This window comes from Streptomyces sp. NPDC055078, assembly GCF_053607985.1.
Genome location: NZ_JBSGUP010000020.1, coordinates 1 through 25053, shown reverse-complemented (window position 1 = coordinate 25053; position 25053 = coordinate 1). Strand labels below are relative to the sequence as shown.

18 protein-coding genes, 1 tRNA gene, 1 pseudogene and 1 CRISPR repeat array are annotated in these 25053 nt (G+C 71.5%); of the genes and pseudogenes, 4 read left to right on the top strand and 16 right to left on the bottom strand.

The annotated features are described in order from the left end of the window. Window positions 1–86: 86 nt before the first annotated feature. Both ACWF94_RS03455 and ACWF94_RS03450 read right to left on the bottom strand, forming a co-directional pair. Window positions 87–428: a hypothetical protein gene (locus ACWF94_RS03455; protein ID WP_453484233.1), complete on the bottom strand. Its 342-nt coding sequence runs from the start codon at window positions 426–428 to the stop codon at window positions 87–89. A gap of 233 nt (window positions 429–661) precedes the next feature. Next, on the bottom strand, window positions 662–1264 hold the full coding sequence (locus tag ACWF94_RS03450) for a helix-turn-helix domain-containing protein (RefSeq protein ID WP_453484231.1): 603 nt from the start codon (window positions 1262–1264) through the stop codon (window positions 662–664). A 307-nt stretch (window positions 1265–1571) separates the two neighbouring features. On the opposite strand from ACWF94_RS03450, the gene istB reads away from it, so the two are divergent. After that, window positions 1572–3017 carry an IS21-like element helper ATPase IstB gene (gene istB, locus ACWF94_RS03445; protein ID WP_453484229.1) on the top strand — a complete coding sequence of 482 codons (1446 nt, stop codon included), beginning with the start codon at window positions 1572–1574 and terminating at the stop codon, window positions 3015–3017. A 242-nt stretch (window positions 3018–3259) separates the two neighbouring features. Here istB and ACWF94_RS03440 read toward each other — a convergent pair whose 3' ends face one another. The 8 genes from ACWF94_RS03440 to ACWF94_RS03405 all read right to left on the bottom strand — a co-directional run bounded on the left by ACWF94_RS03440 (window position 3260) and on the right by ACWF94_RS03405 (window position 12220). Continuing rightward, complete coding sequence (locus ACWF94_RS03440) at window positions 3260–3625, bottom strand: PH domain-containing protein (RefSeq protein WP_453484248.1); 366 nt, start codon at window positions 3623–3625, stop codon at window positions 3260–3262. 108 nt (window positions 3626–3733) lie between these two features. Beyond that, window positions 3734–5479 (bottom strand): LCP family protein, encoded by a 1746-nt coding sequence (locus ACWF94_RS03435; protein WP_453484227.1) that lies wholly within the window; start codon window positions 5477–5479, stop codon window positions 3734–3736. A gap of 408 nt (window positions 5480–5887) precedes the next feature. After that, on the bottom strand, window positions 5888–7120 hold the full coding sequence (locus ACWF94_RS03430; protein WP_453484226.1) for a DUF5937 family protein: 1233 nt from the start codon (window positions 7118–7120) through the stop codon (window positions 5888–5890). Continuing rightward, the gene (locus ACWF94_RS03425; protein WP_453484224.1) at window positions 7108–8499 is read right to left on the bottom strand and encodes an amidohydrolase; all 1392 of its coding nucleotides are present in this window, start codon (window positions 8497–8499) and stop codon (window positions 7108–7110) included. The genes ACWF94_RS03430 and ACWF94_RS03425 overlap by 13 nt, the downstream gene beginning before the upstream one ends. 150 nt (window positions 8500–8649) lie before the next feature. Next, the gene (locus tag ACWF94_RS03420) at window positions 8650–10149 is read right to left on the bottom strand and encodes an alpha/beta fold hydrolase (protein ID WP_453484222.1); all 1500 of its coding nucleotides are present in this window, start codon (window positions 10147–10149) and stop codon (window positions 8650–8652) included. Between the two features lie 144 nt (window positions 10150–10293). Then, complete coding sequence (locus ACWF94_RS03415) at window positions 10294–10899, bottom strand: helix-turn-helix domain-containing protein (protein ID WP_453484220.1); 606 nt, start codon at window positions 10897–10899, stop codon at window positions 10294–10296. Window positions 10900–11029: 130 nt separating this feature from the next. After that, on the bottom strand, window positions 11030–11176 hold the full coding sequence (locus tag ACWF94_RS03410; RefSeq protein ID WP_453484218.1) for a hypothetical protein: 147 nt from the start codon (window positions 11174–11176) through the stop codon (window positions 11030–11032). 3 nt (window positions 11177–11179) lie between these two features. Next, entirely contained in the window at window positions 11180–12220 is a 1041-nt protein-coding gene (locus ACWF94_RS03405; RefSeq protein WP_453484246.1) for a GlxA family transcriptional regulator, read from the bottom strand. Between the two features lie 209 nt (window positions 12221–12429). Here ACWF94_RS03405 and ACWF94_RS03400 point away from each other — a divergent pair, with 209 nt between their 5' ends. Both ACWF94_RS03400 and ACWF94_RS03395 read left to right on the top strand, forming a co-directional pair. After that, entirely contained in the window at window positions 12430–13761 is a 1332-nt protein-coding gene (locus ACWF94_RS03400) for an MFS transporter (protein ID WP_453484216.1), read from the top strand. Between the two features lie 17 nt (window positions 13762–13778). Continuing rightward, the gene (locus tag ACWF94_RS03395; RefSeq protein WP_453484214.1) at window positions 13779–15920 is read left to right on the top strand and encodes a tetratricopeptide repeat protein; all 2142 of its coding nucleotides are present in this window, start codon (window positions 13779–13781) and stop codon (window positions 15918–15920) included. Here ACWF94_RS03395 and ACWF94_RS03390 read toward each other — a convergent pair. The 4 genes and pseudogenes from ACWF94_RS03390 to ACWF94_RS03375 form a co-directional block, all read right to left on the bottom strand. Beyond that, entirely contained in the window at window positions 15908–17557 is a 1650-nt protein-coding gene (locus ACWF94_RS03390) for a translation initiation factor 2 (RefSeq protein WP_453484212.1), read from the bottom strand. The genes ACWF94_RS03395 and ACWF94_RS03390 overlap by 13 nt on opposite strands. A 654-nt stretch (window positions 17558–18211) precedes the next feature. After that, window positions 18212–18731: a CRISPR direct-repeat array (repeat unit 28 nt; unit sequence GGACCACCCCCGCAGGCGCGGGGCCGAC). 260 nt (window positions 18732–18991) lie between these two features. Then, window positions 18992–20028: pseudogene (locus ACWF94_RS03385) on the bottom strand (hypothetical protein). Window positions 20029–20573: 545 nt separating this feature from the next. Then, window positions 20574–20876 (bottom strand): lanthionine synthetase LanC family protein, encoded by a 303-nt coding sequence (locus tag ACWF94_RS03380; protein WP_453484211.1) that lies wholly within the window; start codon window positions 20874–20876, stop codon window positions 20574–20576. 210 nt (window positions 20877–21086) lie between these two features. Continuing rightward, window positions 21087–21160 (bottom strand) — tRNA-Gly (locus ACWF94_RS03375). 555 nt (window positions 21161–21715) lie between these two features. On the opposite strand from ACWF94_RS03375, the gene dcd reads away from it, so the two are divergent. Next, complete coding sequence (dcd, locus tag ACWF94_RS03370; RefSeq protein ID WP_453484209.1) at window positions 21716–22291, top strand: dCTP deaminase; 576 nt, start codon at window positions 21716–21718, stop codon at window positions 22289–22291. A gap of 195 nt (window positions 22292–22486) precedes the next feature. Here the strand turns inward: dcd and ACWF94_RS03365 are convergent, their stop codons facing one another. Together ACWF94_RS03365 and ACWF94_RS03360 are read right to left on the bottom strand one after the other, a co-directional pair. Then, window positions 22487–23377: a Yip1 family protein gene (locus ACWF94_RS03365; RefSeq protein WP_453484208.1), complete on the bottom strand. Its 891-nt coding sequence runs from the start codon at window positions 23375–23377 to the stop codon at window positions 22487–22489. Window positions 23378–23634: 257 nt separating this feature from the next. Continuing rightward, window positions 23635–24714: an FG-GAP repeat domain-containing protein gene (locus ACWF94_RS03360; protein ID WP_453484244.1), complete on the bottom strand. Its 1080-nt coding sequence runs from the start codon at window positions 24712–24714 to the stop codon at window positions 23635–23637. Between the last annotated feature and the right edge of the window lie 339 nt (window positions 24715–25053).

The window sequence follows — 25053 nt, the reverse complement described above, 5'->3', positions numbered from 1 at the left end:
GGCGTCGTACGGGCGACCGGCCCGCACCCCAGGCGACCAGCCCGCGCCCCGGTGGAGCAACGCTCGGCCCGCTGCCCCCAGGGGCGTCAGTGGATGGTGTCGTAGCTCAGCCAGCGGCCCGCGCGGGGTGCGATGACGTTGGACGACAGGGTCGACACATAGGCCGACTGGTCGCCGGAGCAGTCGGCCGTGGGGTACATGACGATGTCGACCAGTGTGTTGTTGTGGACCGAGACCGCTCCGTCGGGGTCGAGCCGGTGACAGCCGCGTACGAGGGGGTTCGACACCTGCACATGGCGGTCCCGCGCGGTCTCGTACGAGACAGTGCCCACTGCCGTACGTCCCAGGCCGGAGCAGCCGGCGGCGGCGAGGATCAGGAGCACTGCCCCGGCAGCGCGGGCGGGGCGCCGGTGGTGGGTCAGGGACATGGGCGGTCCTTCGGTCTGTGCGGGTCGGCACGGTCTCGGTGGCCTTGGTGGTCTCGGTGGCCTCGGTGCCGGGCGTGGGGGAGCGTCCCCGGCCGCGTCCTTGGCTGAGGATCACCCTGCCGTCTGCACGGCGGGGCGGCATCCGGGGAGCGGCCGGCCGGGGGTACGCGCCGCCCGGCGACCGCTGAGGGCGGGGTTCCGGCCCGGCTCCCCAGCCCCGCCGCACAGAGCCCTCAGGCTCCGGCGGGCGCCTTCCCGGTCCCCGGCTTGGCGCGTACATGCATGCGTTCGCCCTGGCTGCCGAAGAGGCTGAGCATCTCCACGGGGTGGTCGCCCGCGCTGCCGAACCAGTGCGGCACCCGGGTGTCGAACTCGGCGGCCTCGCCGGGACCGAGCATCAGATCGTGCTCGGCGAGGACCAGCCGCAGCCGTCCGGAGAGGACGTAGAGCCATTCGTACCCCTCGTGCGTACACAGCTCCGGGGTCTCCCGGCCGGGCGGGAGCACCATCTTGTACGCCTGGGGCTGGCCGGGCTGGCGGGTCAGCGGCACCACCGTGCGGTTGTTCATCCGCTGGGGCTTCAGCCGCACCCGGGGGTCGCCGACGGCGGGTGCGCCGACCAGTTCGTCCAACGGGACCTGGTGGGCCTGGGCGATGGGGAGCAGCAGCTCCAGACTCGGGCGGCGCAGACCGGACTCCAGCCGGGACAGGGTGCTCTTGGAGATCCCGGTGGCCTCGCCGAGCGCCGCCAGGGTGACGCCGCGCTCGGTGCGCAGCCTCTTGAGCCGGGGGCCGACCTCGGTCAGCGCGCGGGTGATGTCCGTTGCCTTCTCCATGCCGTCCAGTGGACCGCAGGTATCCCGGCGCTGGCAACCTCTGTTGCTGTTTTGGACCCATGCGGACTCAGCGGACCCGGCGGACCCGGGCGGAACCGGAGCGGACCCGGGCGACTCGGACAGCCGGGCGGGGCGGCTTCGGACGGCCGCTCCGTAGGATGCCTTCCGGCCATCGTCGCCCCGTTTTGGCCACCGTGGCCAACGGCGCACCACACGTGGCGCAGTGGCGGTGACGCTCCCCTTCACTGGGTCGTTGGAGGCGTGTACGCGGGCTGAGCCCGGCTGTCGCACGCCACCACCATTGGAGATGCTGTTGCTCGATCACGCCGTGTCCGCTTCGCCCAAGCCGGACGTCAGGAGTTACGCGGCTCCCTCGCTCGGATACGCGCTCTTCGCCACCCGGTGGCTCCAGGCCCCCCTGTATTTCGGCTTGGTGGCCGCCCAGGGCGTCTATGTCTACAAGTTCTTCAACGAATTGTGGCACCTGGTGCTGCATATCGTCAGTGGTCACGCCAACGAGACCCATGTCATGCTCGCGGTTCTGAAACTCGTCGACGTCGTGATGATCGCCAATCTGCTGATCATGGTGATCGTCGGGGGGTACGAGACCTTCGTCTCGCGCATCGGGCTCCAGGGGCACCGGGATCAGCCGGAATGGCTGTCCCACGTCAACTCCAATGTGCTGAAGGTGAAGCTGGCCACGGCCATCGTGGGTATCTCCTCGGTCCATCTGCTCCAGATGTTCGTGGATGTCGACCACACCTCCCACCACTCCCTGCTGTGGGGGACGGTGATCCATATGGCGTTCATCCTCTCGGCCGCGATCCTGGCGTATATGTCGGGACCCATGGAGACGCACGGCCACCCCCCGCAGTCCGGCGAGCCCACCGGACACCCGTCCCTTCCGTCGGACGCACCCCGGTTCCTGTCGGAGTTCGCCCTGGGGCTGCGGGAGGGCGGGGACGCCGCATCGCGGCGCGACACCATCCCCGCGCAGAGCACGGGCCGCCGCGAGCCCCACGACACCGGGACCGCCAAGGACTCCAGGGACCCGGCCGATGCCCGGGACTTCCGGCCGGCCCGGGACGCCCGTGACGCCCGTGAGCCCCGTGATGCCCGTGAACCCCGTCCGGTACGCGACGCCTCCGGTGCCGAGGCCCGGATCCGCGCGGCGGGCTTCCCCGGCCGCAAGGCGCTGGAGGAGTTCGACGCGGACCAGCAGCTCTCCCTCGACTGGGAGGCCGTCAACCGGCTGGGCAAGCTGGACTTCGTCGCCGACCACGCCAACGCGGTCTTCCTCGGCCCGCCCGGCACCGGCAAGACCCATCTGGCCGTGGCGCTGGGCATCCGGGCCTGCCGCGCCGGGCACGAGGTGCAGTTCGCCACCGGCGCCCAGTGGGTGGCCCGCCTCACCGACGCGCATGCGGCCGGGCGGCTGACCGAGGAGTTGGACCGGCTCGACCAGTACGACCTGCTGATCGTGGACGAGATCGGGTACGTCCCCTTCGGGCCGGAGGAGACGAACCTGCTGTTCCGGCTGGTCTCCCACCGCTATGAGCGCGCCTCGGTCATCGTCACCGGCGACAAGCCCCTCGCCCGCTGGACCGAGGTGTTCGGCGACAACCCGGTCACCTCCGCCATGGTCGACCGGCTCGCCCACCACGCGGACGTCCTCTCCCTGACGGGCGACAGCTACCGGCTGCGCGGCCATGGCGCGGACCGGGTGACGGCCTCCGTGAGCGAGGGCCTCTGATATCCGCCCGCCGATGGCGGCCCCTGACCGGCCCCACGACACCCGGCGGTCCCGGGCGTGCGGAATCGACCCCCGCGCCCGGGACCAGCGTCTTTCCGGGCGGCCCCGCGCACCCGGCCCGACGGCCTCGTACGTCCCCGGCCCGACGACGTCCTCCGGAGGCCCGGCCCGGCCCGGCCCGCGCCCGTAGCCCGCGCCCGTAGACCCCGCGTGTCCGGCCTCGCGTGTCCGGCCTCGCGCCGCTACTGGGCGACGAACTGCGTGAGAATGGCCTGCACTTCGTAGATGTCGACGCCCTTGGTGAAGGTCTTCTGCATCGGGGTGGAGTTGCCCGAGATCCAGATCTTGAGTTCCGCGTCGAGATCGAAGGTGCCCGCGGTCTCCACGGCGAAGTGCGTGATGCTCCGGTACGGGACCGAGTGGTATTCCACCTTCTTGCCGGTGATTCCCTGTTTGTCGACGAAGATGAGACGTCGGTCGGTGAAGAGGATGGTGTCCCGAATCAGCAGGTACGCGGCCTGGACCCGCTCGTTCTGACCCACCAGCCGCGAGTATTCCTGCTGTGCGGCGGCGGGATCGATCGGATGAGCATTCCCGAACAGCGCCATATCAGCCCCCATTTCTTGAGATCGGACGTCGTCACACTGTAGGCCGCCGCTCTTCCGCCACGGCGGTACGGCGACCGGTGGGATTGCGCCCGCCGCCCGGTCGCTCACTCACCAGCGGTACGGCTCGTACACATCCATACACGCCTTGGAGTCCGAGCCGTTGATGGCGTTGGCGCTGTCGGGCAGATCGCCCGCCGTGGGCGGGGCCTTCTTCGGGTAGAGGGTGCCCGTACGCCAGTCGGCGCCGACCGTGAGCGTCAGCCGGTCGACATCGGCGGATGGCCGGACCGCGGTCGTCGGCAGCCCGACCGCGGTGGCCACCGACAGGGCGTCCGCCCTGGCCTGGGGGCCGCCGTCCTCCGGGTAGGCGAGCCGGGACTCCTTGAGCGGGTTGACGTTCCGGGAGGTCTCGGCCCGGGTGAAGCCCTTCGTGTGCAGGGTGTCCGTGACGGCGCCCGCCCGGCCGGGCACGGGGCCTTCGTTGTTGCCGGCGGTGCCGTTGACGACCACCAGACCGAGGGTGTCCGGCGCGGCGGCGGCCGGACCCTTCGGTCCGGCGGCGGGCTTCTTCTCGTCCCCGCCCGGCCGGCCGCCCTTGCCGCCCTTGTCGTTCTTGCCGTTCTTGTCGAAAGGGATGTCGTCGCGGAGCATCTGCCACAGCCGGTCGGCCTCCTGGTCGACGGCCACGAGCTGGTTCCGGTTCCCCGGGTACTCGGCCGTGGGCAGTGTGCTCATGGTGATGCGGTTGGTGGGTACGTTCTTGAGTTCCATGGCCAGGTCGAAGAGCCGGTTGACCGACCCCAGTTCCTCGGACACCTGGAGGGCCTTGGTGCCCGCCTCGGCCAGATCCATGATCCGGCCGGTGTCCGTGAAGGCGTTCTGGCTCTTCAGCTCCCGCATCATCGAGTTCATGTACATGTGCTGGGCCTTGGCCCGGCCCTGGTCGTTGTAGAACGCGTGCCGGGTCCGCAGCCACTGGAGCGCCTGCTTGCCCCGGATGGTGTTCGGGCCCTTCTTGAGCTTGAGACCCGAACCGCCCTTGACCAGCCGGGTCGGCCGGTCGTGGACGTTGTGCTTCACACACACCTCGACACCGCCGACGGCGTCCGCCATCTTCACCACACCGGCGAAGTCGACCATCATCCAGTGGTCGATGTAGATGCCGGTCAGTTTCTCCCAGGTGGTCAGCGTGCAGCCCGGACCGCCGCGCGCCAGGCTCTCGTTGATGATCGTGTTGACGGCGGGGGCCGTCTGCCCGGTCTTGGCGTCCCGGCACTCAGGGATATTGACCCGGGTGTCGCGCGGAATGCTGATCACCGAGGCGCTCTCGCGGTCGGCGGAGACATGGAGCAGCATCTGCACATCGGCCCTGGGCTTGCTGCCCACGGTGTCGCGGCTGCCCCCGAGCGCGAGGTTCGCGTCCGTGTTCCGGCTGTCCGAGCCGATGATCAGGATGTTCAGCGGAGTCTGCCCCGCCGCGTTCGGCTTGGCCTTCTCCACTCCGCTGTCGCCACTGCTGCGCTTGCCGCTGCGGATGTTGCCGTTGAGGTGCTGGATATAGAGATAGGCCGCACCAGCCGTACCGAGGACGAGTACGGCGAGGGATATCGCGATCCACCTCAGTATTCGGCGTTTGCCGCGTTTACCCCGCTTTCCGCGCCGCCGGGAGGCGCCCGGCCGACGGCTGCCGCTGCCGGAGCCCGAGCCTGTGCCGGAGCCCGAACGCGCGGACCGGCCATGGCCGTTGGCGTTCACCTCCAGCGGCGTGGCGGATGACCGGGCCGTGTGACCGCTTCTGTGCGAACGGTGGACGCGGTCCCGCGCCCCCTCCTCCCGCACTCTGTTCTGTCCCACCCCAGCCCCCTGTCAGTCCGGTGCCGGCGGCTGTGGCGGCCACTGGTCTGCGGGGCGGCTTCGCCCCGCCCGTCCATGGCTGTGCGCGTCCACGGTCGCCTGAGCCTTCCGTCAGTGCCACGCGAAACGTCCCCCTCCCCTGAAGACGTTCGATCACGTGATTCGGTTGTCCGATACCCGACGGTCGGGAGTACCGGATCGCGTCACACTATCCGGCCACTTCCGCCCCGGGCGACGCCCCAGAAACATTTCTCCAGCCTGACATCCGGTCAATCCGGCCAATAAGGTGACGGGGTTGTGGTGATGTTCCTTCTTGGCCGGTCATCGAGGGCAGGCGCCGCGCCTGCGAGGGCATGCGCGGGTCTACGAAGGGCATGCGCGGGTCTACGAGGCGGGTCCGCCCGGTGTTCAGTACTGAAGCGCGGTGGCGACATCCCGCCCGATGCACTCGACCGCCGCGAGGTCGAGCCCGTAGTGCACATAGCGGCCGTTGCGTTCCACGCGCACCAGCCCCAGGTCGCGCAGGGTGCGCAGATGGCGGGAGACCTGGGGGCGGGTCATCGACAGCCGGTGGGCCAGATCGGCGGTGGTCATCGACTGGCGGGCGATCAGCCGGCACAGCCGTACGCGGCGGGGGTCGGTCAGGGCCAGCATGCGGCTGCGGGCCAGGGTGACGCCCACCACCGGGGCGTCGACCGGGAAGTGGACGACGGGCGGCAGACCGGGCTCGTTCTTGACGATCAGATGAGGGGCGCCGTAGAGGGTGGGAATGAGCAGGACCGGTGTACGGGCCGGGGTGATCACCGCATGGTGCACCTTGTCGAAGACGACGCGTACGGGATCCTTACGGCCGCCGCCGGAGGGGTCCGGGCCGGTGAGGCGGGCGCTGGCGGGGCTGAGCGAGAGCAGCGCCGACGCGGGGCCGTCGTCCGCGATGCGCTGTCGCATCCGGTGCGCGGCGCGGGTGAGGACGGGTTCGGTCTCGGCCCACAGCGCGTCGAAGAAGACCGGGCGGCACAGTTCGAGGAAGCCGAGGACGTCCCCGCGCAGCGCTTCCGGATCGCGCAGCAGGTCATCGGCGAGCGCGAGGTGTCCGTCCGGCAGCCGGGTCGCGGCGTGGCGGAGCGCGGCGGCCTGTCCCGGCTCATGGAGGAGGCGGCCGAAGTCGTAGCCGTGGTAACCGCTGGCGCAGGAGTACGCGGTGAGCTGGGCGAACCGGTCGAGGGGCAGCCGGGCGATGGCGGGCGCCAGGGCGGGGGCGGGGCCCGGTGGCGGGACCCGGGCCGGGGTCTGCGGCGAGGCCGGCGGTCGGCCTCCCCGGCCCGCTCCGGTACCGCCGCTCCGGCCCGCTGCCGTACCGCCGCTCCGGCCCGTTCCCGTACCGTCGCCGGAGGCCGCCCCGTCGAGTCCGGTGTAGAACCCCCGCCAGCGCAGGGCGGACCACAGCGGTGAGTACCGCCGGAGCCCGGCCCGGAAGGCGGGCGGTGCCGTACGGGCGACGGCCTCGGCCCAGGGCGCGCGATCCGCGTGGTGCCCGTGCTCGGTCAGTACATGCAGGCTCGCCGCCAGCTCCGCGAGGGGCGACACCGCGACGGGGAAGCGGCCGGGTACGGCCCCTTCCAGGACGATCACGACCGACATGGGCGGAGTGTATGGCCGGTGACTCCGGAAGTTCCGGCACCCGGCGTTCCGGCACCCGGCGTTCCTGCACCCTGCGCTCCGGCAACTGAGCTTCCCGCTCCCGGTGTTCCGGCCCCCGGGGTTCGCCCGCCCGGCTCTCCCGTTGCTCCTGCTGCTTCCGGTGTTCCCGCTGCTCCCTGGGCTCGCTGTGTTCCCTGGGCTCCCGTCGCGAACTCCGCCCGCGCCGCCGACAGGAACTCGGGATCGGTGAGCAGATCGGCCACGACCCGCGCCAGGCCGACCGCCGCGATCCGGGTGCGGTCGTGGGCGAAAGCGGTGGCCGATGAGTCGCGCATGGCCTCGGAGTGGCTGGGGGTGCCGAGAGGCGCGGTCTGGACGTACGGGTGGATGACGGGCAGCAGTTGGGAGAGGTTGCCGATATCGGACGAACCGGCCGGGGAGTCCGGGGCACCGGCCGTGATGTCCAGGCCCAACGCCCTGACGGTCGCGCCGAATCGAGCCGCGAGCACCGTGTTGTTACGCCGCTCCGCGTACAGCGGACCGGTCTCGGTGACCTCCGCGTCCGTCTCGGTGGCGAGCGCCGCGCCCCGGGCCGCCTTGCCGACCCGTTCGACCAGCGCCTCGGCGGACGCGGCCGTACGGTCCCGTACATAGAGGTCCACCGTGGCCCGGTCGGGGACCACATTGGGGGCGAGTCCGCCGTCCGAGACGATGCCGTGCACCCGGGCGCTCGGCGGTATGAACTGACGCATCGCGTCGAGCGCGCCGAGGAACAACTGCGCAGCCGCCAGTGCGCTGCGTCCCTCCCACGGGGACTTCGCGGCGTGCGCGCTCACCCCGGTGAAGGCGACCCGCAGATGCGCCGCCGCCAGCGCGTGCGCGGCGGTCAGCGAGCGGTCGCCCGGATGGAACATCACCGCCGCGTCGACACCCTCGAACACCCCGGCGCCCACGAGCCGGACCTTGCCCGCGCCGCCCATCTCCTCACCGGGCGTGCCGATGACCGCGACGGTGCCTGCGTGGTCGGGCAGCGCGCGGACGACGGCGATCCCGGCGGCCGTACCCCCGGCCGCGATGAGGTTGTGGCCGCAGCCGTGGCCGAGGCCGGGCAGCGCGTCGTACTCGGCGAGGACGGCGACGTACGGGCCGGGCCTGCTCCCCCGGTGCACCGCCACGAACGCCGTGTCCACACCCCCCACCGGAGACCGCACCGCGAATCCGGCCTCCGCCAGCCAGTCGGTCAGCACCCGCCGGGCGTGGAACTCGGCGAACTTCAGCTCCGGCCGGGTGTGGATGGCCCGGCTCACCTCCTCCATCCGAGGCCGGAGCGCGTCGAGTTCGGCGGCCAGGGCTCCCAGTGTGGGTGTGGTGTCGGACATGAGGACTCCTGTCGTACGGCGGCGCGTGCCGCGCGGTCGCGTACGTCGAGACTGGGGCCACCGCCCCGCCCCTGGCGCTTGATTACCGCGCCCCAGGTAACCCCCCGTTCGCGTCGCTCGCGTCGGCGTCGGCTGTGGGCGTACCGGCCGTCAGCCGGTGACGTAGGTGTACCGGCCGACCGACGACGGGTCGCCGAGGAAACGGGTGATGACGTCGAATCCGGGCCGGGAGAAGACGAGTGTCTGGTGCCCGTCCGCGTCGGCGACCAGCAGCTTGCTCCTGGGGATCTGCCGGTGGACGGCGAGTGCGTTGCTCAGCGGCGTGGCCGGATCATGGGTGTTGGACGCCACCAGCACCCGGGGGTGTTTGCCCACGTCCAGCCGGTGCGGGCGGTTGGTGGCGGGCCGGTCCCAGCCGACGCACTCCGACACGATGCTCCAGTAGCGGCTCGCGCCGAACCGCGGTGCCTCCCGGCTCAGCCGGTCGGCCATGGCCGCGTGCTCGCGGTAGCTCTTCTGCGCACCGAAGTCCGCGCACAGGACGCCGCGGAAGAGCCCCCGGCCCGACGGCGGGCCGGACGCGAACGCGGAGGCGTCGCCGTCCTTCGCCTGCCGCAGCGAGCGCGCCAGATGCGGCCACCCCATATCGGGGTGGGCACCGGCGGAGAAGAGGTCCCCCAGGGTCATCGTCACATCGATACCCGAGACGGGGCGGGGGGCGCCGGGCGCCGGGAGGGACGTACGGGAGGCGAGGTCGTCCACGATCCCGGTCACGTCCTCGCCGTGCAGCGCGCAGGAGGTGTCCCGGTCGCACCAGGCGGTGAAGCGCCCGAAGGCGTCCTCGACTCCCCGGGCGTTGCGGGCGGCGAACACGGAGAGGCTGACGCTGTGGTCGACCACCGCGTCCAGGACGAGCGCCTTGACGCGGTGGCCGTAGCGCTCCAGATAGGCGCCGCCGTAGTTGGTGCCGTACGAGCCGCCGTAGGCGACGAGGCCGCCCTCGCCGAGCGCCCGGCGGATGGCCTCGATGTCGTCGGCGGTGTCCACGGCGGAGAGGTGGTCCAGCCGGTCGCCGGTCGCGGTACGGCAACTGTCAGCGAAGGCCGCGTGGTTCGTGGCGAGCCGGTCGAACGCGGCCCGCGACGGGACGTCCGTGGTGCGTGGCGGGTCGGGCAGGGCGCAGGCCACCGGGGCGCTGGCGCCGACGCCCCGCGGGTCGAAGGTGACGACGTCGTACCGCTTCGTCAGCTCCTTGACGCGCAGCATGGGGGCGAGCCCGTTCATGGCCTCCAGTCCGGCGCCGGGTCCGCCGGGGATCAGCAGCAGCGAACCCTCGCTCTGCCCGGTGGCCGGGAAGCGCCCCAGCCGCAGATCGATCTGCTCGCCGCGCGGGTCGGCCCGGTCGACCGGGACCCGCACGGTGGAGCACTGGACGCCGGCGAGGCTCTGGGCGTCGCAGGGCGCCCAGCGCGGTCCCGGGCCGCTGGACGGGCCGGCGGACGGGCCGGCGGATGGCTGGGACGCCGCCGCTGTCCTGGGCGCCGTCGGTGGACCGCCCGGCCCGGTGCCCGTGGCGGCTCCGGCGACGGGAGCACCCGCGGCCAGCAGGAGCAGTGCTCCGGCGGCGGCGGTCAGGGAGGGTACGCGCATGATCGTCTCCATTCTATTTCCAGAAACGGTAACATTCCCAGAAGTGGAAATAGAGACGGAGGGGGAGCGGAGGCCGCCGGGCGGCGGGAGGGGTCGGACGCTCTCCGACGGGGTCGGGCGCCGTCTGACGGGCCGGGCGTCGGGTCAGGAGGCGGCCGGCCGGGGTACGGGACCGCTCCCGGCCCCGGTCTCGGTACCGTCGGTGGGCGTGGGCGTGGGCGTGGGCGCGGGCACCGTGGCCGTGGCGAAGGTGAAGCGGCGGCGCCCTCCGCCCGGCCGCCCTCCGCCGGCCGTCCTGACCAGCTCGCTCAACCGGGCCTGGAAGCTCTCCAGTTCATCGGCGTCGAACCAGCCGCTGACCTGGACGAACCGCAACCCCTCCACCATCGGCTCCGCGCCGCTCGCGGGCAGCGAGGCCAGATAGCGCTCCAACTCGCCGGACAGGTTCATGGTGTACGCGGCGAAGGCGGCACGGTACTGCTCCGGGGTGACCTCCGCGCCCTCCTCCCGCTCGATCCGGGCGGCGGCCACATCCAGCTCGTAGGTACGTTCCACCGCACCCCGTACCTGGGTCTCGGCCACCACCCGCAGCAGCCCCCCCTCCACCAGCTTCCCCAGCTGCCGGTAGAGCGTGGTCACCGCGACGTCCGGCAGCTCCGCGCGCAGGTCACCGGCCGTGTGCCTGCCCCGGGCCAGGGCCTGGACGATCCGGGCGCGGACCGGGTGGAGGATCAGGGCTGCCTTGTCCATCGGCTCACTTCCTGCTGTGGTGCTTCCTGCTGTCGTTCATCCTGCGCGGCGGTCCCGGCATCATCGCACCGGCCACGGTCCCCGGCCCTCCCGGCGCCGTACGTCCGAGCCGCCCGTGTCTCGGGTCGCCTCAGGCCGGCTCGGGCCGCTCCTCCGCCCACCCTTCGTGGACGATGACCAGGAGGACATCGCAGTCCGCCACGCGCTCCCGCAACCGGCCGGGAGCGGCGGTACCGGAAGACGGGGAACGGCTCGGCGCCCGCGCGTTCCCGCGCACCGCTCACTCCTCGGGCGCTCCCCCGACGAGGTCCCTGACGGGAGCACCGGCCGCCGGGTGGCGGCGCCGTGGGCGTACGGTCGACTCCGTACCCCGGAACGTATGGCGGTACGCGCGCGGTGACACGCCCAGCGCCTCCCGGAACTGCTGGCGCATCGCCGTCCCGGTTCCGAATCCGGCCCGCGCGGCGATCCGGTCCACCGGGTCGTCGCTCCGCTCCAGCAGCCGCCTGGCGTGCTGGAGGCGCTGGTCCGCCAGCCAGCGCATCGGTGTCGCGCCGGTCTCCTGGAGGAAGCGCCGGCTCAGTGTGCGGACGCTCATCGACGCCGCCCGGGCCAGATCCTCCAAGGTCAGCGGCTCTCCCAGGTGGGCGAGGGCGTAAGCGCGGGCGGCGGCGGTCGAACTCGCTCCGGGCTCGGGCACGGGCCGGTCGATGTACTGGGCCTGCCCGCCTTCACGGTGCGGTGGAACGACGGCGCGACGGGCGACGGTGTTGGCCACCTCGGCGCCGTGGTCGCTCCGGATGAGATGCAGGCACAGGTCGATCCCGGCGGCGACCCCCGCCGAGGTGAACACACCCCGGTCGTCCGTGTAGAGCACGGCCGGGTCGACGTCGACCTCCGGGTAGAGCGCCCGCAGCTCGTCGCACGACTTCCAGTGCGTCGTCGCCCGCCGCCCCGCCAGCATCCCGGCCGCCGCCAGGACGAACGACCCCGTACAGATCGAGGCGACCCGCGCCCCGGCCGGGATCCGCTCCAGTGCCCGGCGCACCGGCTCCGTCAGCCGGCCCCGCTCCTGTGGCAGATAGTCCTCCGCGGCGGCCGGTACGAGTACGGTGTCGGCGCGCTCCAGTGCCTCCGGGCCGTGCGCCACCGTCACCGTGAAGTCCGCTTCCGTGGTCAGCTCGCCCGGTTCCGGTGTGCAGGTCGACACCGCGTACAGCGGCCGGCCGTCCTCGCCGACCGCCGTCCCGAACATCCGGTGGACGATGCCCAGCTCCATCGGCAGCAGCCCCGGGCGGACGAGCGTGACCACCCGGTGCACCGTCGCATCGCGGCCCGCGTCGCGGCCCTCGCCGTCGCCCCGGTCGTGGCCTTCGTCGCCCCGGTCGTGGCCCTCGCCCTCGCCGTCGCCCCGGTCGTCGCCCTCGTCGTGGCGCTCATCATTGCTCACAGCCGTCATGGCCGGATTCTTTCACTACCTGTCCAGCTGGCCAGTGGCCCGGGCCCACCGGCCCCCGAAGGATGAAGCGCATGGCAGATGAAACGCCTGCACCGCCTGCACCGCCCGCACCGCCTGCGGAACAGTCCGGAGCGACGACCGGACAGGGAGCGGCGGGTCACCGTGCCTGGTGGGTCACCGCCGTCGCGGCCCTCGCCATTGTGGTGGCCGGGGCCTTCTCCACGATGCCCGGCATCCTCCAGGGCCCTCTCCAGCAGGAGTTCCACTGGTCGCGCGGCACCATCGGCCTCGCCGCCTCGGTGAACATGGTGCTGTACGGACTCACCGCGCCGTTCGCCGCCGCGCTCATGGACCGCTTCGGCATCCGCCGTGTGGTGGTCACGGCCCTGAGCACCGTGGCGGCGGGCTCGCTGCTCACCACGGTGATGAGCGCCTCCTGGCAGTTCACCCTCTTCTGGGGCTTCCTCGTCGGCCTCGGAACGGGCTCCATGGCGATGGCCTTCGGCGCCACCGTCGCCCATCGCTGGTTCACCACCCGGCGCGGCCTGGTCACCGGCATCCTCGCCTCGGGCAGCGTCCTCGGCCAGATGGTGTTCCTGCCCGCGCTGGCCTGGACCATCGACCACTACGACTGGCGCCCCGCCCTGGTCACCCTCGCGCTCGCCGCGCTGGCCGTCGCCCCTCTCGTATGGCTGATCCTGCGTGACCACCCCGCCGACGTCGGCCGGAAACCGTACGGCGGCACGGAGTTCGTCCCCAAGCCGCCGCCCGTCACGGGCGTCGCCCGCCGTACCCTCACCGTGCTCCGGGACTCCGCGCGCACCGCGCCGTTCTGGCTGCTCGCCGGCGCCTTCGCGATCTGCGGCGCGACCACCAACGGCATCATGTGGACCCACTTCACCCCCGCCGCCCACGACCACGGCATGGCCGTCACCACGGCGTCGACCCTGCTCGCCCTCATCGGCGTCTTCAACGTCGCGGGCACCGTCGCCTCCGGCTGGCTCACCGACCGCGCGGACCCCCGCCGGCTGCTCGCCCTCTACTTCACCCTGCGCGGCATCCTGCTCGTACTGCTCCCCATGATGATGGCCGCCACCGTCAACCCGGCCATGATGGCCTTCGTGGTCGTCTTCGGCCTCCTCGACCTCGCCACCGTCCCGCCCGTCATCGCCCTGTGCCGCGAGTTCTACGGCGAGGACAGCGCCATCGTCTTCGGCTGGGTCAACGCCTCCCACCAGATCGGCGCCGCCCTCGCCGCCTTCCTCGGCGGCCTCGCCCGCGACACCTTCGGCAGCTACGACCTGGTCTGGCTCCTGCTCGGCGCCACCTGCGCCGCCGCCGCCCTGCTCTCCCTGGTCATTCGCCCCGCCCGCAAGGTCCACACATCGTCAGAAAGCCGGTGAGCCAATACTGTTGGCGCATGGCTGAGGAGACACGGAACAGTCTGGACGGTCGCGCGGACGTGGTCGTCCAAGCCGGACGCATCGGTGAACTGCACCAGCACCAGCACCAGCATCAGCACCTGCACGGCACGGGAGCGGGGGCTCAGCCCATCCCCTTCCAACTGCCGCCTGCACCGGTCCGGTTCGAGAACAGGCGGGACGAACAGGAGCGCATCACCCGCGCGGTCGAGGGCCACCCCGCCGATCGCGGTCCCCTGGTCATCGCGCTGACCGGGATCGGCGGCATCGGCAAGACGGCCCTGGGGTTCCATATGGCCCGCGGCCTCGGGGACCGGTACCCCGACGGAGTTCTCTACGTCGACCTGGACGAGCTGCGCCGGGACGGTGCCGTCGAGGTCTCGGACGCCGTCGGCGAACTCCTCACCGGCATGGGTGTGTCACCGGAGTGGCTGGCGAGGTCCTTCGGCGGTCGTACGAAACAGCTCTGGAGCAGGACCCGGAACAAGCGGATCGTCGTGGTCGTCGACAACGCCCGCTACGGGACCGAGGTCCTCCCGCTCCTCCCGGCATCGGACCGCGCTCTCGTCATCGTCACCAGCCAGGGCGCCCTGTACGACCTCGACGGCACCGCCGCGGTCGAGGTCCCGGTGGGCCCGCTGGCCGTGGACGATGCCGTACGGCTGCTGGGCCATCTGGTGACCGACCCACGGCTGACGGAGGAGCCCGACGCGGTGATCGACCTGGCGCGGGGCTGCGGCGGGTTGCCGGCCGCGCTCCAGGTGGCCGGACAGTGGGTACGCAAGTACCGCAGGCGCAGTCTGTCCCGGCTCGTCGCCGAGCTGGTGGCGGAGCTGCACGGGCAGGGGATTCCCATGGTCGAAGCGGTTTGGGACGCGGCGTACGCGGGTCTGGCGCCGGAGTCCGCGCGGCTGTACCGCCTGCTGCCCCAGTTCCCGGGCCACCGGGTCCAGGAGTCGGCCGCCGCCGCCCTGCTCGGCTGCGAACCCGGCGTCGCGGGTGACGCCCTGGAGGAGCTGGAGTCAGCGGGACTGCTGGAGGGACTGGCCGATGGCTGGCGGATGCACAGCCTCCTGCGGGGACACGCCGAGCGCCGCGCGCGGCACGAGGACCGGGACGGCGCGGAGCGAACGCGGGCACGCCGTTCGCTGATCGCGTGGTACCGGCGCCAGGCCGCCCGCGCCGACCTGCTGGCAGCCGGTCAGCGGATGACCTTCGCGCAGCCGCCTTCGCCGGCGCGGTCGCAGTCGGGCACGCCGGAACCGGTGGCCGCCGCCGTGCCCGACATCGAACTGCCGGGCAAACCGGAAGCGCTCCGGTGGCTGGAGTCCCACCGGCTGGCTCTGTACGGGTGCGTCCGCCTGGCCTTCGACGACGGGCTGTATGACGACGCGTGGGCGCTGTGCGAGCCGTTGTGGACGCATTTCCTCGACCATCCGCACTACGCGGACGTCATGGACGCGTTCCGGACGGGGGTGGCGGCGGCCGACCGTGCGGAGTACCTGCCGGCGATGGTGCGCATGAGGTGTCAGCTCGCCCGCCCGCTCTGGGAACAGGGGTTGTACGAGGAGGCGGCCGAGCAGCTCCGGCAGGCCCGCAACGCCGCCGCCGGGCTGGGGGATTCGCCCGAGGAACTCAAGCTGCGGGCGTCGACGGTGGAGTTCCGCGGCCTGCTCAAAGCCGAGACCGGGGACTGGACCGGGGCCGCCGCCGACTTCGAAGCGGCGAAGGCGGTCCACTCGGAGATCGGCAATGCGTACGGGGTGCTGCTCCAGACCTATCTGCTGGGGCGGACCGCCCTGCGGAGCGGGCGGTACCAGGAGGCCGTCGTACTCCTGGACGAGGCGCACGGGATGGCCCGGCGTCAGGAGCGGGAGCGGATGGCGGCGCGAACGGGGTTCGCACTCGGGCGCGCGCTCCGACTGGTGGGTCGCCCCGAAGAAGCCCACCCCCTGGTCAGTGCCGCGCTCGACAGTGCCCGGGCGCGAGGTTCCCGTACGGACGAGGTCCGCGTCCTGGAGGAACTGGCGGACCTGGCGGAGGAGCGCGGCGAAGCGCACACCGCACAGGAGCACCGTACGGCCGCGAGCCGGATCGCGACCCAGTGCGGGGGAGTCTCCGTTGACGATCAGAGTTCGTAGTCGAGGTCGTCCGCGTCGGCGGGTGCCAGCCGTACGCGTACGCTGATCGGCCCCGTATCGCACAGCAGCGACACCGGTGGAGTGCGTGCCGCGTCGCTGCCCAGCCAGGCGTGTACCGCCGATGCGACGGCTGCCGGGTCGGCGTAGGAGACGCGGCCCGCGTCGCGATGGGGTTCCAGACGGAGGCTGAGCGGCCCGGCCGTACGGTGCCTCAGCAGGCATCGCCGGGGCGTCAGGACCGCGACCGCCGCCCGGCAGGCGGGGGCTTGGGCCAGGGTGTGCGCGGTCCACCCGCCCGCCGTCCACGTGGTCGAGTGCGGGCGGGGGGTGGTGTCTCCCGCGCGCCGCCACAGCACGGCGGCACTCTGTATCTCGCGCTGTCCGGCGGCGGGGTGTTCGGCCGCCAGGTGATGCATGTGCTCGCGCGTGTGCACGGGGAAGCGCCGGAGGCCGATCCGCTCACCCGACACCTCCGCCCGTACCGCGAAGGCCCGTGGCCGGCCCGGCGCCGCCGAGGGGCGGGGGAACGCCTGCGCCGTGAGCGGCCAGTCCGGCGGGCTCAGCCCGAGCAGCCGGTAGAGGTGGTGTCTCAGCCGGGGGAGCGCTTGGCCCTGGCGGGCGAACGCGCCGGAGGCGTGGCCGCGCGTGTCCACGGCCAGGGCGGCCCGGAGGACGTCCGGTAGTTCCGAGGCCGCCGAGAGCCTGGGTGCCTCGGCCAGCAGCCGTGCCATCGGACTGCCGGGTATCAGCTCGTGGCCGCCGTCGTAGGCGTCCATCACCGGGCGGCCGAGAGCGGCGGCGTAGAGAGCCGTCGAACCGTGATCGGTGACCACCGCGTCCGCCGCGACCAGCAGTGCGGCCCACTCCTCGTCGGGGCGGGGCAGGACGAGACCGGCCGCGAGGGCCGGGGCGAGCTGCCGGGACAGGTCGAACCTCCCCGTACTGCTGTACTCGTTGGGGTGCAGGACGAGGGCGACCTGGAACGAGTCGTGGGGCAGCAGCCCGCAGAGGTCGGCCGGCAGTCCGGGGCGGCGGGCGATCAGCGATTCCGGTCCCCAGGTGGACGTCAGCACGATGAGCCTGCGTGGCCCGGTCTCCAAAGCGTCGCGGAAGTCCTCACGATGGGGGGCGGACGCGAGCAGCCGATCCAGAGTGGGGTCACCGACCACCGCGGCCCGGCGCGCGGCGCCCGGACACCGGCGTGCCAGCCGGGACACCTGCTCGTCGTGTGCCAGGGCGTGCAACTCGGCCCAGGGCTCGCCGTCGGCCAGCAGGTAGTGCGGGTCGAGACCCGACGGCACGCCCGCCGATCCGTCCTGCGCGATCGTCTTGTTGAAGCCGGCCCCATGCGGCAGCAGCGCCCGGAGCCCCGCCAGCTGCCGGAGTTCCCCCTTAGGGCTCGCCACCAGGATCAGGTCGTGCTCGACCCGAAGCGCCTCGTCCCAGGGCACGGTGCGGGCACCGGCCCGGTCCAGCGCCGCAAGCGCGTCAACGCCGAACCGCGAGCCCGGGACCAGCGTGAACCGCGTGACAACCCGGCTGTCCCCGTCGAACGCCGGCAACACATCGAGCAGCCGGTGCAGTGCCCCTGCGGAGCGCACGGCGACGAGCACCGCCCGCCGCCCACCGCCGCTCACCGTGCTGCCTGCTGCCTGCTGCCTGCTGCCTGCTGCCTGCTGCCTGCTGCCTGCTGCCTGCTGCCCGAGAAATGGTCAATTGTACCTGAGGGCGGCGTCCGGTTGGGTGCGGACGGATCGGGCGGTTCAGGCGGTTCGGGCGGTTCAGGCGTTTGGGAGGCGTCGTCAGGAGCCTGGTGCGGCATGCGCCTGATCGTAACGGCTACGGAACGCCTTCCTCGTTGCCCGGTGCCCAGTACGGTGACCGCCGGTCGGAGATCCCGAGGCGGTGGTTCCCGAGCACGCGGGCCGAGCCGGAAAGCAGGGAGAGGACGTTGCGGTTCGGTGCGCCAGTGGCGACGCGGCCCACGAATCGGTCTAGATAAGAACAAAGCCCCGGGTCTCTGACCTGGGGCTTCTTTGTAGAGCGCGTGGCGAGAATCGAACTCGTGCTCTGATCCTGGGAATCCCATGGCCGTGGGCGAGTTCAGGTCAGGCTTGAGGTTGGCTCTTGCGACTTCTGGTACTCAGGGGTGTCTCCGCTCCCGTGGTGACCGCTGCACACCGTTCCTACTGGTGCGGAGTGGTACAAGAGATGCCGCCCTGTTCAGCTGTGGGTGCCTCTGGCAAAGACAGGGGACCACTACCTGTTTCCCTCCAGGATTGCGCAACGCGGGGAACACCCCGCAGGCGCGGGGCCGACGAGCAGATCGTCCGGGAGCGCATGGCCTACAAGGGACCACCCCCGCAGGCGCGGGGCCGACTCCGCTGGAGTCGCGGGTGAGGGTGAGGATCGCGGACCACCCCCGCAGGCGCGGGGCCGACAGCGAGCCGTCCATCAGCGGTTCGAACACGTTCGGACCACCCCCGCAGGCGCGGGGCCGACGGGCGGGGGTCTCGCGCGCGACCGTGCAGGCTAGGACCACCCCCGCAGGCGCGGGGCCGACCCCATCAGGGACTGGAGCAGGACACCCATGCCCGGACCACCCCCGCAGGCGCGGGGCCGACCACGAGGGCAGGTCTCCGTTCTCCGTACGGGCGGGACCACCCCCGCAGGCGCGGGGCCGACTTCCACGACTTCTTGACCGACTTCTCGCGGGTCGGACCACCCCCGCAGGCGCGGGGCCGACACGTAGATCTCGCCGTTCGCGAAGTCGAAAGCCTGGAGAACCACCCCCGCAGGCGCGGGGCCGACCCTTGTTGACCTGCGCTTCTACCAGCGACTAGGCGCTGTTTCATTCAGTTGATTCCGGGCGCTAAAGCTGCTGGCCTGGTTCGTGGGGCAACAGCTGAGTGTCGTGAGGGGCATGGTCTGCATGACCTCCGTGGAGGCGTACATGGCTGAACTACCGTATATGCGAGAGCGACTGTGCCAGCGCAAAACGGGGTCCAAGCTTGAACAGGTCCGCTCCTCGTTGAAGACAGGACCTGGCGTGAAAATCCTGCTGACGTCGGTCAGGCTCTTGCACTCGGTGATCGCGTTGATGACCCCAAGGCAGCACTCAAGACCGATGGCCCAGATTCTCTGGGGCTCCATCGTGCGTGCCGACCAACGAAATCGCCCGCGGCGACGATTCCCCTATGCGTAGGAGAGGACGAGGCGGCTGTCCTTCTTGCAAATGACGTGCCCTTTGGGGAGATCTTGGTCAGGGGCGTCTGCCTGGTGAAGGGTGAGGTGCGGTACTGCGGTGCGGTCGGTGCTCCAGTGCGTGACGTGGTCGAGCAGCCTGCGGCCAGCGTCGACCCCGCGGGTCTGTATCCGGCGACACCGAGGCGTACAGGTCGCACACTGTCGGCGTCGTCCCGTTCGGCAATCAGGTATGCGAGCGAGTTTCCTCGGACGAGGGCGGGGCTGCGACTGGGAATCACCGGGCGCCGAACCCCGGCCGCCAGTGCCTGCTGGGTGATCTCGATACGGCAGTTGGTGTCCACGAGGGCGGTGGCGCGGTGCCAGATTCCGTCGAAGGGTTCTTCTCTGCCGACCCGTACGTCGGACCGGACCTCGGCGGCGGAAGCGGAAAGGACATCGCTCAGTTGGCCGGGGTCGATGTGCTGGTCCTGGTCGTGGTGGAGACGGACGGTGCCGTTGGCCAGTTCCGTGGTCTGTTCGCCGTCCTGTCCGATGATGGGGACGAAGCCGCAGAGTTGCATGTCGTGGGAGACGAGGGTGTCGCCGTGGCGGGTGAGGGCGACGGAACGGGTCTGCCCGCGCCAGCGCAGGGGGAGGACAAGCCGGCCGCCGTCGGCGAGTTGCTGGCACCAGGCGGCGGGCATGTCCCAGACGCCGACGGTGGCGATCATCCGGTCGTAGGGGGCGTGTCGGGCGCTCCTTGCAGACCGTTGCGTTCCATCACCCGGACATGTGCGTCTCCCGCACGGTTCAGGGCGTCGCGGGCATGGAGAGTGACACCGGGGTCGATGTCGACGCTGGGGACGTCGCCGTCGGGGCCGGCGATTTCGGACAGGAGAGCCGCGTTGTAGCCGGTACCCACGCCGATCTCCAGGATGTGGTCACCGGGGCTGTGCGTCGAGTTGGGCGAGCATCATCGCGACGGTTGAGGGCACGGAGGCGCAGGAGAGGGGGAGAGGCCCGTCAGGTTCTCCTTGATCGCGATGGCCTTGTTGCTGTAGGCGTCGGCCGGGCCGACTCCTGGGAGGTGCACTTCCGGGTGCACGGTGCACGGTGCACCGTGCGCAGGTTGCGCTCGACTGCCGTCGGCAGAGGCCGCTTGGCAAGAATCTCGTCGACCAGCCGGTTGCGGAGTTCGTGAAGGATCGGAGCGCTGTTCACCGTGAGCACTCTCTCAGGACAGTAGGAGGCAGGTGTCCCACCCAGACGTAATGGGGTGGGCGGGATCGAGGGCGTGAAGGGTGAGCAGGGTGCCGTCCACGCCGGTCAGAGCCCAGGCGTCCGGAGCAGGGTCTCCCGTTCCGCTTCCGCGCTCAGGCGGTCTTGGTGGGCATCGGCGTTGTGGGAGCGCGCGCTTCGTGGTGAGGTGTCGGCCGCTGCTCTGCTGACGGCGAGGCTCAGTCCGGCTCAGCGGTGGCAGAGCGTCGCGTCGTGCAGGCGGGCGAGTTGCTCCGGGCTCGTGGCGCATGCCGACAGGGCTTCCTCGGCCCGGTGCTGGACGTTGACGCGTTCGGTGGAGAGGGCGGCAAGTTGGAGGCTGCGGGCGATGCCCGGCGTTCCGTAGCACCATGACGGCCTGCCGGGGTGCGCCGAGGTAGGCGGCCCGTCGAGCCACGCTTTCACGGTGACGGTCTCCGGCCAGCCGGAGCCCTCGCAGGAAGGCGGGCGCAGCCATTCAGTCTGCGGGGTGCGGTGCCGACCTGCCTTCACTGACCTCTCCCGGACACCAGCCCGAAACGATTGAGGTCACGTGGAATCGATCTCGATATTTGAGACAAGAGGGAGGGGTGGTGCTCGATCGGCCGTCGGGGCCCTCGCCAGGCGCCTGTTGGGGGTCGCAGTGGTGCGCTAGTGGTGCGCGGTCACAGAATTGGTCTAGACGACAATATAGCCCCAGGTCTCTGACCTGGGGCTTCTTCGTGGAGCGGGTGACGAGAATCGAACTCGCGCTCTGAGCTTGGGAAGCTCATGTTCTACCATTAAACTACACCCGCGAAGCGGCCCATGATCGGGAACCGCGACGCCGTTTACTCTACCTCATCCCGGGTCGCAGGCGTAGGACGCCAGGCGTCGCCCCCGGCCTCGGTGTCGATGTGGTTGGCGGGCCGCGGGAGTTGAGGCGTAGCGTTGAAGTGCGGAGTGCCGCTCGTGGGTGTGCCCCGTGGATCCCCTAATGTGGTCGTTCGTCCGCATTTGTTGGGGAAGGGACCCGATGGACTTGATGGAGCGCACCGTCGTCCGCTGTGCCGAAGGGCATGTTTTCGCTACCGCTTCGTTTCCGATGCAGCAGCTCGGGGCAGGGCGGATCGGGCCCGCGCGGCTTGTTCGGTGTCCACGGTGTGCGCGGTTGCGCAATGTTGTGCCGGTGGATGCCGGAAAGCGGTAGCCGGGTGCTGGGAGCGGCAGGAGTAGTAGGAGAAGCAGGAGTAGCAGGAGTGCCACGAGGGCTCGGAGTGGCAGGGGCGTAGGAGGAAGGCAGGAGGGAGGAGGGCAGGGCGCGCGGGCCGTCCCGGTTCGGTGGGTTCGCGGGCTCTGCGTATCCTCGGGGGGTGCTTCTCTCAGACAAGGACATCCGGGCCGAGATCGACGCCGGTCGCGTACGCATCGACCCGTACGACGAATCCATGGTGCAGCCCTCCAGCATCGATGTGCGGCTCGACCGCTACTTCCGGGTGTTCGAGAACCACCGCTACCCCCATATCGACCCCGCCGTGGAGCAGACGGATCTCACGCGCACGGTCGAACCGGACGGTGACGAGCCGTTCATCCTGCACCCCGGGGAGTTCGTGCTGGCGTCGACGTACGAGGTCATCGGCCTGCCGGACGATCTTGCGTCGCGGCTGGAGGGGAAGAGTTCCCTCGGGCGGCTCGGGCTGGTCACGCACTCGACCGCGGGGTTCATCGATCCCGGGTTCTCCGGGCATGTGACGCTGGAGCTGTCGAATCTGGCGACGCTGCCGATCAAGCTCTGGCCGGGGATGAAGATCGGCCAGCTGTGTATGTTCCGACTCAGCTCGCCTGCCGAGTTCCCGTACGGGAGTGAGCGGTACGGGTCGCGGTATCAGGGGCAGCGGGGGCCCACGGCGTCCCGTTCGTTCAAGAACTTCCACCGGACGCAGGTGTGAGCGGGGTGGGGAAGTCTGCGCGGAGGGCCGCCGTGTGGCGTGGTGGGCAGGCGCGTACGGTACGCAACGACGCCTCGGTCCTCGGCTCGTAGGACGCAATCGTCCGTAGGACGCTTCGTTTCGTGCGGTGGGCGCGCACCGTCGGCGATGCCGGCAAGCTCACCGAGGTCAGGGCCGCGGCCCTGACCTCATGCGTCAGATCGTGCCCAGCTTGATGATCGACAGCAGCGCGATCAGCTGGATCGCCGACGCGCCCAGCGCCTTCGGCCACGGGAGATCGTGCGACTTGCTCACCATGACGGTGAACAGTGCCCCGGCGCCCAGCCAGGTCGCCCACCCCAGGAGCTGTACGAGGGAGTTCTCGCCGCCCAGGAAGAGGGCGAAGAGCAGGCGGGGGGCGTCCGTGAGGGACATGATCAGCATGGAGAGGCCGACGGTCGGCTGCCAGGCTCCGGTGCCGCCGAGCTGGCGGGCCAGGGTGTGGGTGACCGCGCCGAGGATCATGCCGCCGATGACGAAGGCGACCCCGGTGGTGAGTACGTAGGGGATCGCCGAGGAGATCGTGGCGTTGATCGTCTCCTCGCGGGCCTTGTCGAACCCGAAGATCGCGAGGGTGCCGTAGAGGAAAGTGACGATCAGCGCCGGGGCCCAGACCGCGTAGTCGCGCATCTGCCAGAACGTCGCGCCGGGGCGCAGCACGATCCCGCTCAGCAACTGCTTCCAGTGCAGCCGCGGAGCGGCCGGGGGCGCCGGGGCGTTGCCGGCCTGGTAGGTCGAGCCCTGGCCGTAGGGGTCGTTGACGTTGAACGCCTGGGTGTGGCCGGGGTTGTTGGCATAGGGGTCCTGGTGCGGGGGATGGTGGCCCTGGTAGGGGTCGCCGAAGTACTCCGGTTCGCCGTACGGGCCCTGGGGGCGCTGTGGGGCGCCGCCCGGGTGGGGAGCCTGGGGCCACTGCGGCGGGGGTTGTTGCCCCGCGTACGGAGGTGCCGCATGGCCGCCACCCGCCGCGTACGGCGGTGGTGCCTGCTGCGGTTGCTGCTGCTGCCTGCGGTTGTCCCGGCCGCGTCCGATCCTGAATCCAGCCACGCCATCGAACGTACCGGGTCGCGCTGTGTGCGGTGGCCGCGGAACGGGCCGGGACGTCCCTTTGCGGCCGACCTGTGACATCCCTTAGGGGGACCCTGGGGGGTCTGCCCCAGGCCGCGCCGGACCGGCCCGGGGCGGGCAGCCTGTCGGGCCCGGGGCAGGACTTCGGACGGGCCTGAGGCAGGGAGCCGGTCGGGCCTGACGGTGGAGGTCGGGGGCGTGGTCCGTGCGGGCTGTGCGGGCCGTGCGGGACGGCCTCAGCGCAGGAAGATCGAGGTGCTGAAGTTCATCAGCGGGCGGTCGCCCTTCGTGTGCACCGTCACCACATCCGTCCGCTCGCCCCGGTAGGTCCGCGTCACCGTGTCCCGGCGCTTGTCGCCGTCGAAGTCCGCGTACCGCACGAACTGCGTCCGGCCGCCCGAGGTGCCCGAGGTGCCCGAGAGCGTCGTCGGAGGTACCGGCAGCGCCTTCGCCCGGTACGCGCCGCCCGGGCGGTCCGGGCCCTTGGGGCCGCCCAGCAGCAGGGTGCCCCGGGCGGCGGCGCCGAGGCTCACGGGTGTCGCGGAGACCACCAGGTCGTCGTAGCCGTCCCGGTTGACGTCCGCGCGGCTGCGTGGGGCGGACAGGGCGGGGCCGCCGCCCTCCACGACGGAGGTCGCCGCGCGCGGGGCGCCCGCGCGGGTGAACGGGCCGCGCAGAAAACCGAGCCGGCCCTCGGACGCCGTCACCACGAGGTCGGGGGAGCCGTCGCCGTCGAAGTCGCCGCAGACCGGCTGTTCGGGCCAGCCGTTGCCGTGGTGGGCCTCTTCGGGGATGCGCAGGACGACCGCCTTGCCGCGCAGACCGGCGGGGGAGCCGAAGAGCAGCTGTACGGGTACGGGCGGGCGGCCGACGCCGTTGTACGGAGGGTCGGTCATCACCACGAGATCGGCGAAGCCGTCCCGGTCGAGGTCGCAGGACGCCTCGGCGTCGAACGCGGCCGGGACCGTGCCCTCGACGGCCGCCGCGTTGGCGCGCGGGGTGAGCAGCCGGTTCACGGACGGGTCGAGCGGGCGCGGGCCCCCGGAGCCGTAGACGATGCCGATGCCCGCGTCGTCGCCGTGGGTCTGGTCGGGGGCCTTGACCAGGTCGTTCAGTACGAGATCGCGGTGGCCGTCGCCGTTGAAGTCGTCCGGGAGGGCGCTGCCCGTGCCGCTGGGGACCGGTCGCTGGGCGCGGGCTGCCTTGTCCGCCAGGGGGCGGGTGTCGCCGTTCTTGGCGTCGGCGGGGGCTCCTCCGCCGCCCGGGTCGCTCGTACAGGCCGTCAGCAGGGCGGTGAGCAGGGCGGCCAGGGTCAGCGCCCGGAACGCCTGTCCCGGGCGGCCCCGCCGCCGGTCGGATCCATGGCGGTTGTCCGACCTGTGGCCCCGGTCGGACCCGTGGCGGTTGTCCGACCCGTGGCAGCCGTCGGATCCGTGGCAGCCGTCGGACCCGTGGTGTTCGTACTGCCCGTCCCGCCGGCTGTGCCCGTCCTGTCGGTCCTGTCGGTCGTGCCCGTCCTGTGGGGCGCGTCCGTCCCGCCGGTCGTCTGCGTCCGGTCGGTGCTGTCGGTCCCGCCGGGACCGTCGGCTCCGTCTGTCCTGCCGCTGTTCGGTTCTCGCCCGTACCCGATCTGTCCGCACCACACCTGTCCCATC

Bases quoted from the DNA above. Each gene is read 5' to 3' on its own strand.
- ACWF94_RS03400 (WP_453484216.1), top strand. From the start codon at position 12,430: ATGGCAGATGAAACGCCTGCACCGCCTGCACCGCCCGCACCGCCTGCG.
- ACWF94_RS03455 (WP_453484233.1), bottom strand. From the start codon at position 428: ATGTCCCTGACCCACCACCGGCGCCCCGCCCGCGCTGCCGGGGCAGTG.
- ACWF94_RS03420 (WP_453484222.1), bottom strand. From the start codon at position 10,149: ATGCGCGTACCCTCCCTGACCGCCGCCGCCGGAGCACTGCTCCTGCTG.
- ACWF94_RS03395 (WP_453484214.1), top strand. From the start codon at position 13,779: ATGGCTGAGGAGACACGGAACAGTCTGGACGGTCGCGCGGACGTGGTC.
- istB (WP_453484229.1), top strand. From the start codon at position 1,572: ATGCTGTTGCTCGATCACGCCGTGTCCGCTTCGCCCAAGCCGGACGTC.
- ACWF94_RS03450 (WP_453484231.1), bottom strand. From the start codon at position 1,264: ATGGAGAAGGCAACGGACATCACCCGCGCGCTGACCGAGGTCGGCCCC.
- ACWF94_RS03430 (WP_453484226.1), bottom strand. From the start codon at position 7,120: ATGTCGGTCGTGATCGTCCTGGAAGGGGCCGTACCCGGCCGCTTCCCC.
- ACWF94_RS03415 (WP_453484220.1), bottom strand. From the start codon at position 10,899: ATGGACAAGGCAGCCCTGATCCTCCACCCGGTCCGCGCCCGGATCGTC.
- ACWF94_RS03425 (WP_453484224.1), bottom strand. From the start codon at position 8,499: ATGTCCGACACCACACCCACACTGGGAGCCCTGGCCGCCGAACTCGAC.
- ACWF94_RS03440 (WP_453484248.1), bottom strand. From the start codon at position 3,625: ATGGCGCTGTTCGGGAATGCTCATCCGATCGATCCCGCCGCCGCACAG.